The sequence below is a fragment of the Lachnoanaerobaculum sanguinis genome (assembly GCF_033242365.1).
Lineage (GTDB): Bacteria > Bacillota > Clostridia > Lachnospirales > Lachnospiraceae > Lachnoanaerobaculum > Lachnoanaerobaculum sanguinis.
In genome coordinates, this window is the sequence record NZ_BTHK01000016.1 from 38,324 (window position 1) to 54,070 (window position 15,747).

The 15,747-nt window shown below is 36.8% G+C and carries 14 protein-coding genes; all 14 read left to right on the forward strand.

What is annotated here, in order from left to right; genetic code table 11:
• Nucleotides 1-3: 3 nt before the first annotated feature.
• On the forward strand, nt 4-1,491 hold the full coding sequence (locus SBH76_RS10585; protein WP_317977783.1) for a UDP-N-acetylmuramoyl-L-alanyl-D-glutamate--2,6-diaminopimelate ligase: 1,488 nt from the start codon (nt 4-6) through the stop codon (nt 1,489-1,491).
• A complete protein-coding gene (locus SBH76_RS10590; RefSeq protein ID WP_317977784.1) occupies nt 1,488-2,867 on the forward strand; it encodes a UDP-N-acetylmuramoyl-tripeptide--D-alanyl-D-alanine ligase in 1,380 nt (459 codons plus the stop codon). Before SBH76_RS10585 ends, SBH76_RS10590 begins: the two co-directional genes overlap by 4 nt.
• On the forward strand, nt 2,848-5,079 hold the full coding sequence (gene priA, locus SBH76_RS10595; protein WP_317977785.1) for a replication restart helicase PriA: 2,232 nt from the start codon (nt 2,848-2,850) through the stop codon (nt 5,077-5,079). Before SBH76_RS10590 ends, priA begins: the two co-directional genes overlap by 20 nt.
• A gap of 11 nt (nt 5,080-5,090) precedes the next feature.
• Nucleotides 5,091-5,591, forward strand: a complete 501-nt coding sequence (gene def / locus SBH76_RS10600; RefSeq protein ID WP_007590987.1) for a peptide deformylase — start codon at nt 5,091-5,093, stop codon at nt 5,589-5,591.
• Nucleotides 5,588-6,526 carry a methionyl-tRNA formyltransferase gene (gene fmt / locus SBH76_RS10605; protein ID WP_317977786.1) on the forward strand — a complete coding sequence of 313 codons (939 nt, stop codon included), beginning with the start codon at nt 5,588-5,590 and terminating at the stop codon, nt 6,524-6,526. Before def ends, fmt begins: the two co-directional genes overlap by 4 nt.
• 26 nt (nt 6,527-6,552) lie before the next feature.
• Entirely contained in the window at nt 6,553-7,260 is a 708-nt protein-coding gene (locus SBH76_RS10610; protein ID WP_007590995.1) for a zinc metallopeptidase, read from the forward strand.
• 2 nt (nt 7,261-7,262) lie between these two features.
• Nucleotides 7,263-8,597 (forward strand): 16S rRNA (cytosine(967)-C(5))-methyltransferase RsmB, encoded by a 1,335-nt coding sequence (rsmB, locus tag SBH76_RS10615; RefSeq protein ID WP_317977787.1) that lies wholly within the window; start codon nt 7,263-7,265, stop codon nt 8,595-8,597.
• Complete coding sequence (gene rlmN / locus SBH76_RS10620) at nt 8,590-9,630, forward strand: dual-specificity RNA methyltransferase RlmN (RefSeq protein ID WP_034211556.1); 1,041 nt, start codon at nt 8,590-8,592, stop codon at nt 9,628-9,630. Before rsmB ends, rlmN begins: the two co-directional genes overlap by 8 nt.
• A 16-nt stretch (nt 9,631-9,646) precedes the next feature.
• Nucleotides 9,647-10,375 carry a Stp1/IreP family PP2C-type Ser/Thr phosphatase gene (locus SBH76_RS10625; protein ID WP_317977788.1) on the forward strand — a complete coding sequence of 243 codons (729 nt, stop codon included), beginning with the start codon at nt 9,647-9,649 and terminating at the stop codon, nt 10,373-10,375.
• 4 nt (nt 10,376-10,379) lie between these two features.
• Complete coding sequence (gene pknB, locus SBH76_RS10630) at nt 10,380-12,485, forward strand: Stk1 family PASTA domain-containing Ser/Thr kinase (protein ID WP_317977789.1); 2,106 nt, start codon at nt 10,380-10,382, stop codon at nt 12,483-12,485.
• A 7-nt stretch (nt 12,486-12,492) separates the two neighbouring features.
• Nucleotides 12,493-13,395, forward strand: a complete 903-nt coding sequence (gene rsgA, locus SBH76_RS10635) for a ribosome small subunit-dependent GTPase A (protein WP_007591009.1) — start codon at nt 12,493-12,495, stop codon at nt 13,393-13,395.
• Nucleotides 13,392-14,051: a ribulose-phosphate 3-epimerase gene (rpe, locus tag SBH76_RS10640; protein WP_007591010.1), complete on the forward strand. Its 660-nt coding sequence runs from the start codon at nt 13,392-13,394 to the stop codon at nt 14,049-14,051. The genes rsgA and rpe overlap by 4 nt, the downstream gene beginning before the upstream one ends.
• 9 nt (nt 14,052-14,060) lie before the next feature.
• Nucleotides 14,061-14,711, forward strand: coding sequence for a thiamine diphosphokinase (locus tag SBH76_RS10645; RefSeq protein WP_317977790.1), 651 nt, complete (start codon nt 14,061-14,063; stop codon nt 14,709-14,711).
• Between the two features lie 104 nt (nt 14,712-14,815).
• On the forward strand, nt 14,816-15,682 hold the full coding sequence (locus SBH76_RS10650; RefSeq protein ID WP_317977791.1) for a hypothetical protein: 867 nt from the start codon (nt 14,816-14,818) through the stop codon (nt 15,680-15,682).
• Nucleotides 15,683-15,747: the final 65 nt, after the last annotated feature.

Genomic DNA, 15,747 nt, shown 5'->3' on the forward strand with positions numbered 1-15,747 from the left:
AAGATGAAACTGATTGAAAATGCCAAGGGACTTGATATGGAGATAATATCGGGAGAATTACATGACGATTTTTCCGATTTGGTATTTAATACAAAGAAAACAGTAAAGGATTGTATCTTTGTATGTATAAAAGGTGCGAGATTTGATACTCATGATGTAATCGATGAGATAGTTAAGCAAGGTGCAAAGGCGATAGTGGTGGAAAGAGATATAAAAAGAGATGATGTATGTGTTATAAAGGTAGCAGATACCAGAGTGGCACTTGCAAGACTTTCTGCCGCTTTTTTTTCACATCCGGCTGAAAAAATGAAGATTATAGGTATTACCGGTACAAAGGGAAAGACAACTTCATCTCATATGTTAAAAAACCTTCTTGAGCAAAATGCCAAGGTAGGACTTATAGGTACAAACGGAATAACCATAGGAGATATGCACAGACCTACATTGAATACCACGCCTGAGTCATATGAGTTGCATAAGACATTTAAAGAGTGCCTGGATGCAGGCTGTGAATATGTTGTGATGGAAGTTTCTTCACAGGCAGTAAAGATGAAGAGAACGGAAGGTATCCGCTTTGACACCGGAATATTTACAAATATATCACATGATCATATAGGACCTGATGAACATAAAGATTTTGATGAATATTTGATGTATAAATCACTTTTCTTTACACAATGTGATAAAACAATTGTAAATATAGAAGACGAACATTCGGATTTTGTTTTAAAACAGTCTACATCCGCCGAAAAGTATACATTCGGAAAAGGCGGAGATTTTGAAGCAAAAAATATTGAATATATATCAAACAAGGATTTCTTAGGCACAAAGATAGCTATAAGCTGTTCAAATAAGGTCAGAGAAAAATATAATGTAGCTGAAACAGTTTCGGATATTTACATCGGAATTCCGGGAGAATTTAATGTATATAATGCAATATCTGCGCTTGCTGCAGCCATTATACTTGGAGTAAAAGCTGATGATTTAAAGACGGCACTAAAGAATACAAAAGTGAACGGAAGAATGGAAGTAGCATATACTTCACATGAATTCAATGTGGTAATTGACTATGCACATAATGCAATCAGTACCGAAAGCCTTATACATACTTTGAGACATTATAATCCTAAGAGACTTGTAATAGTATTCGGTTCCGGCGGAAACAGATCAAAGGACAGAAGATATTCAATGGGAGAAATCTGCGGAAAACTGGCCGATTTTTCAATAGTGACTGCCGATAATTCCAGATATGAAAAAACAGAGGATATAATCGCAGATATAATATCAAAACTAAAGCCTACAGGCGGTGAATATATTACAATTCCTGACAGAAGAGAGGCAATTTATTATTCTATAGAGAATGCAAAGCAGGGAGATCTTATCGCAATAATCGGAAAAGGACATGAGGACTATCAGGAAATAAACGGAGTCAGAACTCATTTCTTAGACAGAGAAGTGGTGGATGAGTGCTTGGAGAAGATAAAAAGATGAATGATACAACAATAAAGGAGCTTGCATTTGCCACAGGCGGAGAAATTATCTCGGGAAATGAAAATGCAGTATTTTCAAATATAGTCATCGACTCAAGACAGGCTGATAAAGACAGTCTTTTTGTTCCGTTAGTCGGAGAGAAAAATGATGCCCATAAATTTTTGGAGTCTGTATACGACATGGGCTGCAGAGTGGCAATAAGTTCAGAAAAAGATATTTTTCTTAAAGACGATTTCAATATAGTACTTGTAAATGATACGACAGAGGCACTTCAAAAGCTTGGAAAGTATATCAGAAGCAAGCTTACATTGCCTTTGGTCGGTATTACAGGAAGCGTAGGTAAGACTACAACAAGAGAAATGGTGGCACTTGCCCTTTCTGATTTGAAAGTCTTTAAGACACCTAATAACTTCAATTCACAGGTGGGTGTTCCGATTACCTTAAGCAGAATAAATGACGAAGAGATAGGCGTAATAGAGCTTGGAATGAGTCAGTTCGGCGAGATGGAAAGAATTGCAAAAATAGTAAACTGCGACTGCGCTCTTGTCACCAATATAGGTACGGCACATATTGAAAATTTGCATACAAGAGAAAATATAAGAGCCGAGAAGTTCCATATTATGGACGGGATGAAGAACGGCAGTGTGGTATTTTTAAATGCCGATAATGATATGCTTTCTGATCCGCCTAAAGAAAAGGGTATAGAATATAAGTATTTCAGTGCAAAAGGAAATACATCCTGTGATTACTATGCAACCGATATAGTGTTTAATAATGCAATGCCTGAGTTCACAGCTCATATTGGAGAAAAGAAGGTAAGAGTGCATTTGAATGTTTTCGGTGAGCATCAGATTTCAAATGCTTTGGCGGCAATTGCAGTAGCTGATCACTACAATCTTTCGGTAGAATCTGCGGCAAAACATTTGGAGGAGTTTAGGGGATTTTCTCACAGACAGGAGCTGATAAAATTAAAAGAGCTGACAGTTATAGATGATACCTATAATGCCTCACCTGATTCCATGAAAGCCTCTATTTCAATACTTAAAGATTTTAATGCACAAAGAAAAATTGCAATATTGGCGGATATGAAGGAACTGGGTACAGATGAGAGAATACTTCACAGAGAAATCGGTGATTTTATCAATGAGAATGTGAAGCTTGATGCTGTATTTACCGTTGGAGAATTGGCAAAGGAAATTATAAAAGGTATCAATAAAGATATTTATACAAAGAGCTTTGAAGATAATGAGAGTTTGGAGAAATTTATTTCCGGATATCTCGATGCAGGAGATGTATGTCTTTTAAAGGGTTCAAACAGTATGAGACTTTTTGATGTCGTAGATAAAATAAAAAATTATGAAAGATTTATTCGCTGATATAATAATAGCAAATACAAATGTGGACAGACCATTTACATATATTATCCCTGAAAACTTGAGGGATAATATAATTCCGGGCTGTCCTGTTTTGATTGAATTCGGAAAAACAGTAAAAAAAGGCTATGTAATTGATATAAGAGAGAGTACAAATGTAGATACTTCAAAATTAAAACCCATACTTTCAATACCTGAAAGAGAACTTAGTACTGATGAAAATCTCTTAAGCCTTGCCATATGGATAAAACACAGATATGGTGTAAGCTTTGATAAGGCAATAGCAACGGTAATGCCTGTAAAGTCGGAGGCGGAGGAAAGAGTCAGCAATGAGATTTTCTTAAATATTGATGCAGAGGCTCTTGATAAAAAAACAGAAGAACTTATAAAGTCAAGAAAAACAGCACAGGCAAGAGTTTTAAAAGAACTGAAAACAAAAACAAGCCTGTCACAAAGCTTTATAACTAAAGAGCTTAAAGTAAATTCCACTACATTAAAGAAAATGGCGGAGGAAGGCTATATTGTAATAGGTTCAAAGAAAAGAAATGTAAATCCACTCTTGCCCATACTTCGTTCTCTGGGAATAGAGGACTTTAATGAAGTAATAAAGCCCAAGGAGTATACTTTAAATGTCGAGCAGGAAGATGCTGTAAATACTTTTAAATCAGACTTTGAAATTTGCAGCAGGAATACCTATCTTTTACACGGTATTACCGGTAGCGGAAAGACTTTGGTTTTTATAAATATGATAAAGTATGTAATATCAAAAGGATATAAGGCAATAGTTCTTATACCGGAGATATCATTGACATATCAGACAGTGCTTAGGATGGCGGAGCATTTCGGCGACAGAGTTGCAATTATAAATTCCAAACTTTCAAAGAATGAAAAATTCTATCAGTTTGAAAGAATAAAAAACGATGATGCGGATGTAATAATAGGACCAAGGTCTGCAATATTTGCACCGGTAAAAAATCTGGGACTTATAGTAATAGATGAGGAGCATGATTCAGCCTATAAAAATGAGAATGTACCTACATTCAATGTAAGGGATGTGGCACAAAAGCTTTCGGAAATTACCGATGCATCCCTGGTTTTGGCATCGGCGACTCCAACACCGGAGACATATAACAGGGCAATGGAAAAAGAGATAAAGCTTTTGGAATTAAAAGTGAGAGCTAAGAATACATCTTTGCCGAAGCTAAGCATCGTTGATATGAGGGATGAGCTGAAGCGAGGAAACAGAAGTATTTTCAGTGAAAAACTTAGAACTCTTATAGAGGACAGATTAAAAAAGCATGAGCAGATTATGCTGTTTATGAACAGAAGAGGCTATTCAAGCTTTGTATCATGCAGATCTTGCGGTGAAGCTATAAAATGTAAGCACTGTGATGTTACCATGACATTGCACAATAATAACAAACTTGTATGTCATTACTGCGGATATTCAATAGACCTGCCAAAAAACTGTCCAAGCTGCGGTTCAAAGTATATTGCAAATTTCGGTACCGGAACTCAGAAGCTTGAAGCGATGACAAGGGCGGAATTCCCGAATGCAAAGGTACTCAGAATGGATACCGACAGTGTTTCAAAAAAGAACAGCGCCAATGATATGATAAGAGATTTTGCAAACGGTGATGCGGATATTTTGATAGGCACTCAGATGATAGTAAAAGGTCATGACTTTTCAAATGTAACCTTGGTCGGAATAATGGCCGCGGATACCTCGCTTTATGTAAGTAATTATACAAGTGCACAAAGGACATTTGAACTTTTGACACAGGCTGCAGGCAGAGCGGGAAGAGCAAAGGACGGAGAGGCCGTTATACAGACTTACAAGCCTGAAAACTATGCAATTGTGGCGGCAGCGGCACAGGATTATAAAAGATATTTTGACAATGAGATAGCTTACAGAAGTCTTGGAGGATACCCGCCTGCCTGTCATATGCTTACGGTAATGTTTAGCAGTATCAAGGAAGAAGAGTTAAATAAATGTGCAAGTGAGACTGTAAAAGTTATAAAGTCGGAAGCCGCATTTAAAAAATCAATGATAATAGGACCTACAGATCCAAGCGTAAGCAAGGTCAAGGACTATTACAGAAAACTGGTATACATAAAAAATGCTAATTATGATATACTTTTAGATATACAAAAAAAGATAGAAGAAAGTCTTGGCACTTACAGAAATGTCGGTGCGATATATGACTTTAATTAAGGAGATAGATAATGGCAATAAGAGCAATACGAGTAATGGGCGACAGCGTGTTAAACAAAAAATGTAAAGAAGTAAAAGAAGTAAATGACAGAACGAAAGTTTTGATAGATGATATGATAGACACTATGAGAGAGGCTAACGGTGTAGGCCTTGCGGCACCTCAGATAGGAGTTTTAAAGCGTATAGTCGTAATAGAGACAGAGCCTGAAAATGTACATGTACTTATAAATCCCGTTATACTTGAACAGGACGGTGAGCAGGTAGGATATGAGGGGTGTCTCAGTGTTCCGGGAAAGAGCGGAGTGGTTAAAAGACCTAACCATGTTGTGGTAAAAGCATTCGATATAGATATGAATGAATATACTCTTGAAGGAGAAGGATTACTTGCAAGAGCTATATGTCATGAATGCGGACATCTTGAGGGTGAGTTGTATGTGGACCTTGTAGAAGGCGAACTTATAGACAATGAAGAGCTTGAAAGAATGTACGAAGATGAGGAAGATGAAGAATGAAAATAGTTTTTATGGGAACGCCGGACTTTTCGGTTGAACCGCTTAAAGCACTTGTAAAGGCAGGACATGAGGTAAGCCTTGTACTTACAAGAGAAGATAAGAAAAGAAACAGAGGAGAATTAAGCCCTACGCCTGTAAAGGAACTGGCATTAAGTCTTAATATACCGGTGCTTACACCTTCAAAGATGAAGGATGAAGCACTTATTGATAGACTTAAGTCTGAGAATGCAGATTTTTTTGTGGTGGTGGCGTATGGAAAGATTTTACCGAAGGCTGTTCTTGATATACCGAAATTTGGATGTATAAATATTCATGCCTCACTCTTGCCTGAATACAGAGGCGCCGCTCCTATACAGTGGTCAATTGTAGACGGAAAAGAAAAAACAGGTATTACAACCATGTTGATGGATGAAGGTCTGGATACAGGTGATATTTTAAAACAATATGAAATAAAGATAGACAAAAAAGAGACCGGAGGTTCACTGTTTGACAAACTGGCGGTACTTGGCGGCGAGGCTATAGTGGATACTATAGCAAATTTTGACAGCATTGTGCCTACACCTCAAGGAGAGGCGACTACCGAATATGCAAAGATGATCTCAAAGAGCATGGGTGAGATAGACTTTAATAAAAGTGCAGTTGAGATAGAGAGATTGATAAGAGGAATGAATCCGTGGCCAAGTGCATATACAAGGTATCAGGGCAAGGTGCTTAAGATATGGGAAGCCGAGGTGGCAGAGAATATATCTGAATTACCAAATATAAACTTAAGTGAAAATTACGGCAAAATATATAGCTTTAACAGCAGGATTTTTATAATATGTAATCAAAGTATCCTGGAAGTTTTATCTTTGCAGCTTGAAGGTAAAAAAAGGATGTCTGCAAAGGACTTCCTGATGGGAAGAGAAATAGAACAGGGATATAAGCCGGGATAATAGACCTGATATAAGAGGAGGAGCTTATGTATTACGGATTTGATATAACCTATATTTTTGTGATTATAGGTATGCTAATAACACTTATTGCCTCATGGAGAATGAAGGCAACATTTGCAAAATATGAAAGAGTGGCATCACAGTCAAGACTTACAGGAAGAGAAGTTGCCGAGAGAATCTTAAGAGCAAACGGAATATACGATGTTTCCGTAAGACCTGTTTCAGGCAGACTTACAGATCACTATGATCCGAGAGATAAGACTGTAAGTTTAAGCGAAGCGATTTACGGATCGACATCCGTAGCGGCAATTGCAGTTGCGGCACATGAATGCGGACATGCAATACAGGATAATGTCGGATATGTACCTTTAAACTTAAGAAGTGCATTTGTACCGGTGGCAAACTTTGGAAGCAGACTTTCATGGCCTCTTATATGTATAGGCTTTATACTTGGATATGGAAATATATCAAATATACTTATTCAGATAGGTATAGCGATGTTTTTACTTGCAGTAATCTTCCAGATTATTACTCTGCCGGTAGAGTTTGATGCTTCAAGAAGGGCTTTAATAGAGCTTGAAAACAACGAAATTCTGCTTGATAAGGAAGATAAGAGTGCAAGAAAGGTGCTTTTTGCGGCGGCTATGACATATGTTGCGGCAGCGGCTGCAGGAGTATTGCAAATGCTTAGACTTATGCTTTTATTCAGCGGTAGAAGCAGAAGAAGGAACTGATAATGGAAAAAACAAATATAAGGGCTTTAGCTTTGGAAGCTCTGTTATTGATAGATGTAGAAAAAGAGTACAGTCATAAGGTGATTGATATGGCTCTTGAAAAATATTCATACTTATCAAAGGCTGACAGAGGATTTTTTTCAAAAGTGGTCCATGGAGTGGTTGAGTACAGACTGCAGCTGGATGATATTATAAAAAAATACAACAACGGAAAGCGTGTAAAACCTGTAATCAGAGAGATACTGAGAATGTCTGTATATCAAATGCTTTATATGGACAGAGTTCCTGACAGAGCGGTAATAAATGAGGCGGTCAATCTTGTTAAGATGAGAAGATTGCAGGGACTTACAGGCTTTGTAAACGGAATACTCAGAAAAATAAGCAGTGAAAAAGAAGAACTGAAATTTGACGATTTAAGTATCAGGTACTCAATGCCTGAACTCATTTTAAATATAGTAAGAGATAATACCGGTAAGTATTTCAATGAAACTTTGGAATACTTTCTTAAGAACGGGCATTTGTCGGTAAGAGTAAATACTTCAAAATCAAGTGTTGAAGATGTAATAAAAGAGCTGGAAGCTAAGAATATTAAGGCCAAAAGATCCGGGCTTAATCCGGATATATTATATATTACAGGATTTGACAGAGTGGATGATATTGAGGTTATAAGGTCCGGAAAATGCTATATCACAGATACATCATCATCTATGATATCAAAGGTACTTGGAGCCCGAGATATTAAAAAATGTGTGGATGTATGTGCCGCACCGGGAGGAAAGTCATTTTTACTGGCAGATAAGCTTGATAAAAGCTCAAAGATATATTCATGTGATGTAAGTGAAAATAAGGTTGAATTGATAAGAGAAAATGCAAAAGTACAGGGATTTTCAAATATTATTCCGGTTGTTGCGGATGCAAGAATTTTTGATGAGAGATTTTGTGATGCCGATTTGATTTTGGCCGATTTACCATGCAGCGGAATAGGTATTATAGGGAAAAAGCCTGATATAAAGTATCGACTTGAAGAGGAAGACTTAAAATCACTTTCAGATCTGCAAAAAGAGATACTTGATAATGTGTCCAGGTATGTTAAGAAAAGCGGTGAGTTGATATTTTCCACTTGTACACTGAATAAAGCGGAAAATGAAGACAATATGCTTTTGTTTCTGAAAAATCACACTGATTTTAAAGCTGTGGATCTTACTGAGAGAATGGACAAAGAAACGATAAAAATGCTTGAAGAGAGCGAACTGAAAAACGGGTACATGAAACTTTTACCCGGAAGAGACAACTGCGACGGATTTTTTATTGCAGTATTTAGGAGAGATAATGACTGATATTAAGTCAATGGATTTAGATGAATTAAAGACATTTGTAAAGGAGATGAATGAGCCTGAGTTTAGGGCAAAGCAATTGTTTGAGTGGATGCATAAATCACTTATATCCTCCTTTGATGAATGTACAAACCTGTCAAAGGCATTCAGAGAAAAGCTGAAGGAAAGTACAAGCCTGACAAATCTTAAGGCTGTAGAGGTATTTAAGTCAAAACTTGACGGTACACAAAAATATCTTTTTGCACTTGAGGATGGAAATATCATAGAGAGTGTAAGAATGAAATATGAGCATGGAAACTCGGTATGTATATCATCTCAGGTGGGATGCAGAATGGGATGTAAGTTTTGTGCTTCCACTCTTGACGGACTTGTACGAAATCTTTCGGCTTCGGAAATGCTTGATCAGATATACAGTATACAAAAACTTCTCGGAGAGAGAATATCAAATATTGTTGTAATGGGTTCGGGAGAGCCTATGGACAATTACGATAATATAGTGAAATTTGTAAAAATTATAAGCAGTGAAATGGGGCTTAATATAAGCCAGAGAAATATTACCGTATCAACTTGCGGTATTGTACCGAAAATAAGAGCTTTGGCAGATGAAGGTCTGAGTATTACTTTGGCGCTTTCCCTACATGCACCGAATGATGAAATAAGAAAGACTATAATGCCTGTTGCGAATAAATATGCATTAAAGGATGTTATTTCAGCCTGTGATTATTATTTTAAAAAGACCGGAAGAAGAGTATCATATGAGTATTCACTTGTGGCAGGTGTAAATGATAATATAAAAGAGGCGATGAATCTTGTAAAACTTGTAAACGGAAGAAATATTCACATCAATCTGATTCCGGTAAATCCTATAAAAGAGAGAGATTTTAAACAGTCCGACAAGCTTAAGATAAAAGCTTTTAGGGATTTCTTGGAGAAACATAGGGTAAATGCAACAGTTAGAAGAGAGATGGGTAGAGATATAGACGGTGCCTGTGGACAATTAAGAAGGAGATTTATTCAATCAGAAACGAATTCTTAAAAATTGGAGGTGTAATATGTATTCGGTTGCTTTGACCGATGTAGGCAGAAAAAGACTTATAAATCAGGATACGGTATATATAAGTGATACACCGATAGGAGTATTGCCGAATTTATATATTGTGGCTGACGGAATGGGAGGAGAAAAGGCCGGAGACTATGCATCAAAGTCTTTGATAGGCTATATGCTTACATATATTGAACATACAATAAAAATGCCGGTGACGGCAATACAAGGAGCCATAGAATATGCAAATGCAAATCTGTTTGCGGAGGGGAGTAAAAATCCCAATCTGTCGGGAATGGGAACAACCGTTGTGGCGGCAAGCATTATAGATAATACTTTGCATGTATTCAATGTAGGCGATTCCAGATGCTATGTACTTGATGAGAACAGTATTTCACAGATAACAAAGGATCATTCCCTTGTGGAAATGCTTGTTTCAAAAGGTGAAATAACAAGAGAGAGTGCTGAATATAAAGAGAATAAGAGTAAGATAACCAGAGCTGTAGGTGCGGAAGAAAGGGTATTGATAGACAGCTTTGAGGTGGATCTTGTCGGAAATGAGTATGTATTATTGTGTTCGGACGGACTTACAAATATGGTGGATGACAGGAAGATTTTCAATATAATATCTTCAAGTGCCGGTGTAAAGTCAAGTGCAAAAAGACTAGTAGAGGAGGCAAATCTATCAGGCGGAAGTGACAATATATCAATTTTGCTTATAGATATAAATGAGGGGTAGTATTATGAATCTTGAATCAGTTGTTTTGCAAGGAAGATATGAAATTATAGAAAAAATAGGCTCGGGAGGCATGTCAAATGTATTCAGAGCCAAGGATTTAAAGCTTGGCAGAGCTGTAGCAATAAAAGTTTTAAAGGAAGAATTTTGCTCGGATGCCGAGTTCGTAGAAAAATTTAAAAGAGAAGCTCAGGCGGCTGCAGGACTTTTAGGAGAGAATATTGTTAATATCTACGATGTTGTGGATGAGGGCAAGTATCATTTTATAGTTATGGAGCTTGTAGACGGTATCACTCTGAAAGAATATATAAAAATAAAGGGTAAGCTGGATATTACAGAGGGTGTAAGCATTGCCATACAGGTGGCAAAGGCTCTTAAGCCGGCCCATGCACAGCATATAGTGCATAGAGATATAAAGCCTCAAAATATACTTATAACGGATGAAAGCAAAATAAAGGTTGCGGATTTCGGTATAGCAAGAGCGGTATCGGAGCAGACATTAAATGCGAATGCTATAGGTTCTGTGCATTATATTTCGCCGGAACAGGCCAGAGGCGGAAGATGCGATGCAAGGAGTGATATCTATTCTTTGGGTATCACAATGTATGAGATGTTTACAGGAAGAGTCCCTTTTACAGGAGATTCCACTGTTTCAATAGCTCTGGCACATCTTGAGCAGGCTATAACACCTCCGCATATATATAATAATCAGATATCCGCAAATCTGGAAAGAGTTATATTAAAGTGTACAAAGAAGGATCCGGCAAACAGATATCAAAATATCACTGAAGTTTTGGATGATTTGGAAAATGTATTGCTAAATCCGGATGAGCCGTATGCACTTACAGGAGCTACAAAGGTAATAAAGTCTGAGGATACTGCAGTTTTAAATCAGGTAGAGCCTATAGATGATATGGAAGATGAAGAATATGACAATGATGAAGTTGATAATGATGACGATGATTATGATGAGGAAGATGAAAAGATGGACAGAATCATGTCCATTGTCGGAGTCATTGTAGCTGTAATCATAGTTATACTTTTAGTATTCTTTGTCGGAAGATTTACCGGAGTATTCGGAGGTAAAAAGAGTGATACTTCTCAAAGTACGCTTGACTCCACACAGACTGTAATGCCTGATGTAGTGGGACTTTCAGAGAAGATGGCCGACAAGAAGCTTTCAGACAACAATCTTCAGATGCAGGTAAAATCAAGTGAATATTCGGATACTGTAGAAAAGGGAAATGTTATTTCACAGGATCCTAAGGCCGATGAGGTGGTTTCAAAGTATTCAAAGGTAAGTGTCGTAATAAGTCTCGGCTCCGATACGGTGGATATAACAAAGCTCGGTATTGCAGGAAAGACTAAGGAGGCGGCAGAGGCTCTTTTAAAGGAAAACGGTTTTTCAGTAGAATCAAAAGAGGAGAATTCCGATACTATTGAAAAGGGAAAGGTAATATCCTACAGCCCGACAAAGCCTAAAAACGGTGACAGAATTACTCTGATTGTCAGTAGCGGCAAGAAGGTGACAAAGGTTATTGTGCCTAATATTATAAATATGAGTGAAGCGGATGCAAAAGCTTTACTTGAGAGCAACGGACTTGTACTTGGAACAAGAGCTGAACAAAACAGTCAAAGTATAGCGGCAGGAATTATAGCCGGACAGTCGATAGCGGCAGGCTCAAGTGTGGACAGCGGTACAAGTATCGACTATGCTGTAAGTACAGGTGTGGACGAGTCAAGCGAATCACAAAGTGAGAGTTCAGAGCAGGCACAGACTACAAAGGCCACGGTTGCGCCTGCAACCACAGCCGCAAGCTACAGATATGTGGCATCAATAGATACGAATTACTCATTGCAGGATGTTATAGGACCGAGTTCGGGATTTACAAGTGTAAAGGTCATGATAAGACTTAAGCAGACTGTAAACGGAAGTGATGTATATTCCACATTGATGGAAGCAAGAACCGTTACAGGTGACACCATACTTCCGGTAAGATTCAGAACAATTGTAGGAGCCAACGGTGTAGACCAGGGACAGGTGGAAATCGTAAATGTAGACAGTGGTGAGGTAATGAAATCATATACAGTGGAGTTCTTTAGAGTTGAGTAAAGAAGATATGAGCAAAATTTATTTTGCAAAGATAATAAAGGGTATTGCAGGTTTTTATTATTGTATAATCCTTGATGAAGGAGAAAGAAAAGGCCAGATTTTTGAATGCAAGGCAAAGGGCATTTTCAGAAAATTAGGCGTAAAGCCTTTGGTAGGTGACAATGTAGACTTTGAAATCACGGATACAAAAGATTTTGAAGGGAATATTGTAAAGATACATAAAAGAAAAAATGCCCTGATAAGACCTGCAGTAGCCAATATAGATAAAGTTGTGCTTGTTTTGGCGGTGGAATCACCTTCGCCTGCATTTTACTATTTGGATAAATATCTGATAAATATGTCAAATGCCGGTATAAAGGTGGAGATATGCTGGAACAAGACTGATCTTAACATGGATAAAGCCTTAAAATATGCAAAAATATATACTGATGCGGGATTTAAAAATATTATAGCTTCAACCTTTGAAGAAAACGGACTTGAAGATTTAAAAGAGGCTCTTAAAGGTGAGGTAAGTGTACTTGCCGGAGCATCGGGAGTGGGAAAGTCCTCTATAACAAATATACTTGCACCGAAAGCAAATATGGATACAAATACCGTCAGCAGAAAAATAGAAAGAGGAAGACATACTACAAGACATTCCGAACTTTTTATGATTGACAGTGATACCTTTGTATTTGATACTCCGGGATTTACAAGTGTGGAGTCACCTGCATTTGATAAGGAGGAGCTCAGGTTTCACTTCCATGAGTTTGAAGAATATGAGGGTAAGTGCAGATTTGCAGGCTGCATGCATATAAACGAACCGGATTGTGCCGTAAAGCAGGCTTTAGAAGAAAACCTGATAGGTGAATCAAGGTATCAAAGCTATAAAAAAATGTATGAAGAGCTTTCTGAAAGGAGAAAGTATTGAAAAAGAATATTGCACCATCATTACTTGCAGCTGATTTCTTTGATTTATCATCACAGATGAAGCTTTTAAAAGAAGGAAATATAGAAGTATTACATCTTGATGTAATGGACGGAATGTTTGTACCGAGTATTTCATTCGGAATGCCTGTTATAAGTTCGTTAAGAAAGTCCGTGGATTTTTTCTTTGATGTACATATGATGGTAGAAAATCCCGAGAGATATATTGAAGATTTTTATAATAGCGGAGCCGACGGTATAACTATACATTTTGAGGCTTGCAAGCATATAGACAGAACTATATCACAAATAAAGTCACTGGGACTTAGAAGCGGTATATCCATAAATCCGGCAACCCCTGTTTCACTCTTGGAAAATATCGTTTCCGAAGTAGATATGGTACTTATAATGAGTGTAAATCCGGGATTCGGGGGTCAAAAATTTATTCCCTACAGTTTGGATAAGATAAGAGAACTCTCAAAAATGAGAGAAAAGAAAAATCCTAAACTGTTGATACAGGTGGACGGAGGAGTAGGTGTAGATAATATAAAAGCTCTTTCAGATGCCGGAGTCGATGAGTTTGTGGCAGGTTCTTCAGTGTTTAAAGGTGATATTTTAAAGAATATAAAAGCTTTAAATGATGCACTTGGAGAGGTATAGATATTGTAAATGAATGCAATAATTGTTACCGGCGGAGATATTGACTTATCATTATTGGAAAATTATATAGCCGAAAATAAAGAAGATGTTATTATCAGTGTGGATGCTGCAATTACAAAGCTTGAAAAAATAAATGTAACCCCCCATATAATGGTCGGAGATTTTGATACACTCTCTGATGAGGAGAGGCTGAAAAAATATGAAAACCTGAATGTTGAGATAGTAAAGCATGATCCTATAAAGGATTTTTCAGACAGCGAACTTGCTGTTGACAGGGCTGTAAAAGACGGTATAAAAAACATAGCAGTTTTTGGGGCTCTCGGAAAGAGGTTTGATCATGCTTTTGCCAATATTTTGATACTACAAAAGTATAAAAAACTTGGAGCGGATATAACCATATATGACAGATATAATAAAATATATGTCATATCAAATCATTTCACATTGGAAAGAGAGAAACTTTGGGGAAAATACATAAGCTTTTTTTCACTTGAAGGAAAAAACTTTATGGAGAAACTTGAGGGAGTTAAGTATCCCATAAAAAACAGAATAATTGACAATATAGCTACTCCAAGCCTTTATATAAGTAATGAGATTAAAGATGATAAGTTGGAAGCCGCTTTTAGCGGAGACTTATTGGTGGTTGAGAGCAGAGATTAGATAATATAAAGCAGATTTTCATTTTGAAAGTCTGTTTTTTATTATACTTTTTAATATGATATAGTATAATAAATACAGAGAGCAAATGCCTACAGGAGAATACTATGTTTACCGAGATGATAAAGAGTGAATTTAAGCAATTAATGGGACCGTTAAAATATACATTGTTATCAATAGCTATAATTACAGGAATCATTTGCTTTATTACGCATCTTATATTTTTAATTATAGGAGTAAAGAGCACCGGAGCAATTGTACTATGGCATTTTATCACCGGTATTATTAATATGTTTTTGCAGTTTCTATACCCTTTAGCAGCATTATGTTTGTATATACTGGGAGGCGATATTTTTTACAGAAATATGTATTCTGCAAATGTGGTATCTGCAAATAAACTTATTTTAAGTAAATTTATTCCTATGGCAATATTTCAGATATTGATAAGAGTTGCATTGCTTGTAGCGACAGAAAGAATAATGGGTGGACTCGATGCAATAAGATATGGCTATGGATATGGAATTTCTTTTGGTGATATAGTGGGTTATTCAGAGATTGCTTTTTTGGATATTTATAATGGAAGTTACGGAACGGGGAGTCTTGCATTTGAGATTTTTATGGCCAAACTTGTCGCAATTTTTGCCACTACATTGCTTTTGTGGTTATGTGTTTCTATAGGAAAGTTATTTAAAAAAAGAGGTGGTGTGATTGCGTTAATTCTTTTTCCGGCTATATGTTTTTTGCTTTTTGCCGAGTCGTTTACAGAACCTTTGATTATGAGAGTAATTCGCAGTTACCCGAAAGAGCTGAGGGATATTAGACTAGGTGAGATTACATGCTATGTACGAACAACGGCATCAATATTAAAAAATACCGTATTGATAATAATATATTACATTCTAAGCTATATCATTGTAAAAATAGGACTAAAAAGGAAAAAGGAGCAGGATAATTTGGCCAAAGAATTAATGTAAATCATTATTAATAAAAAGTTCATTTACAAATATTAAAAATTTGGTTATTCTTATAGTGTATTAAA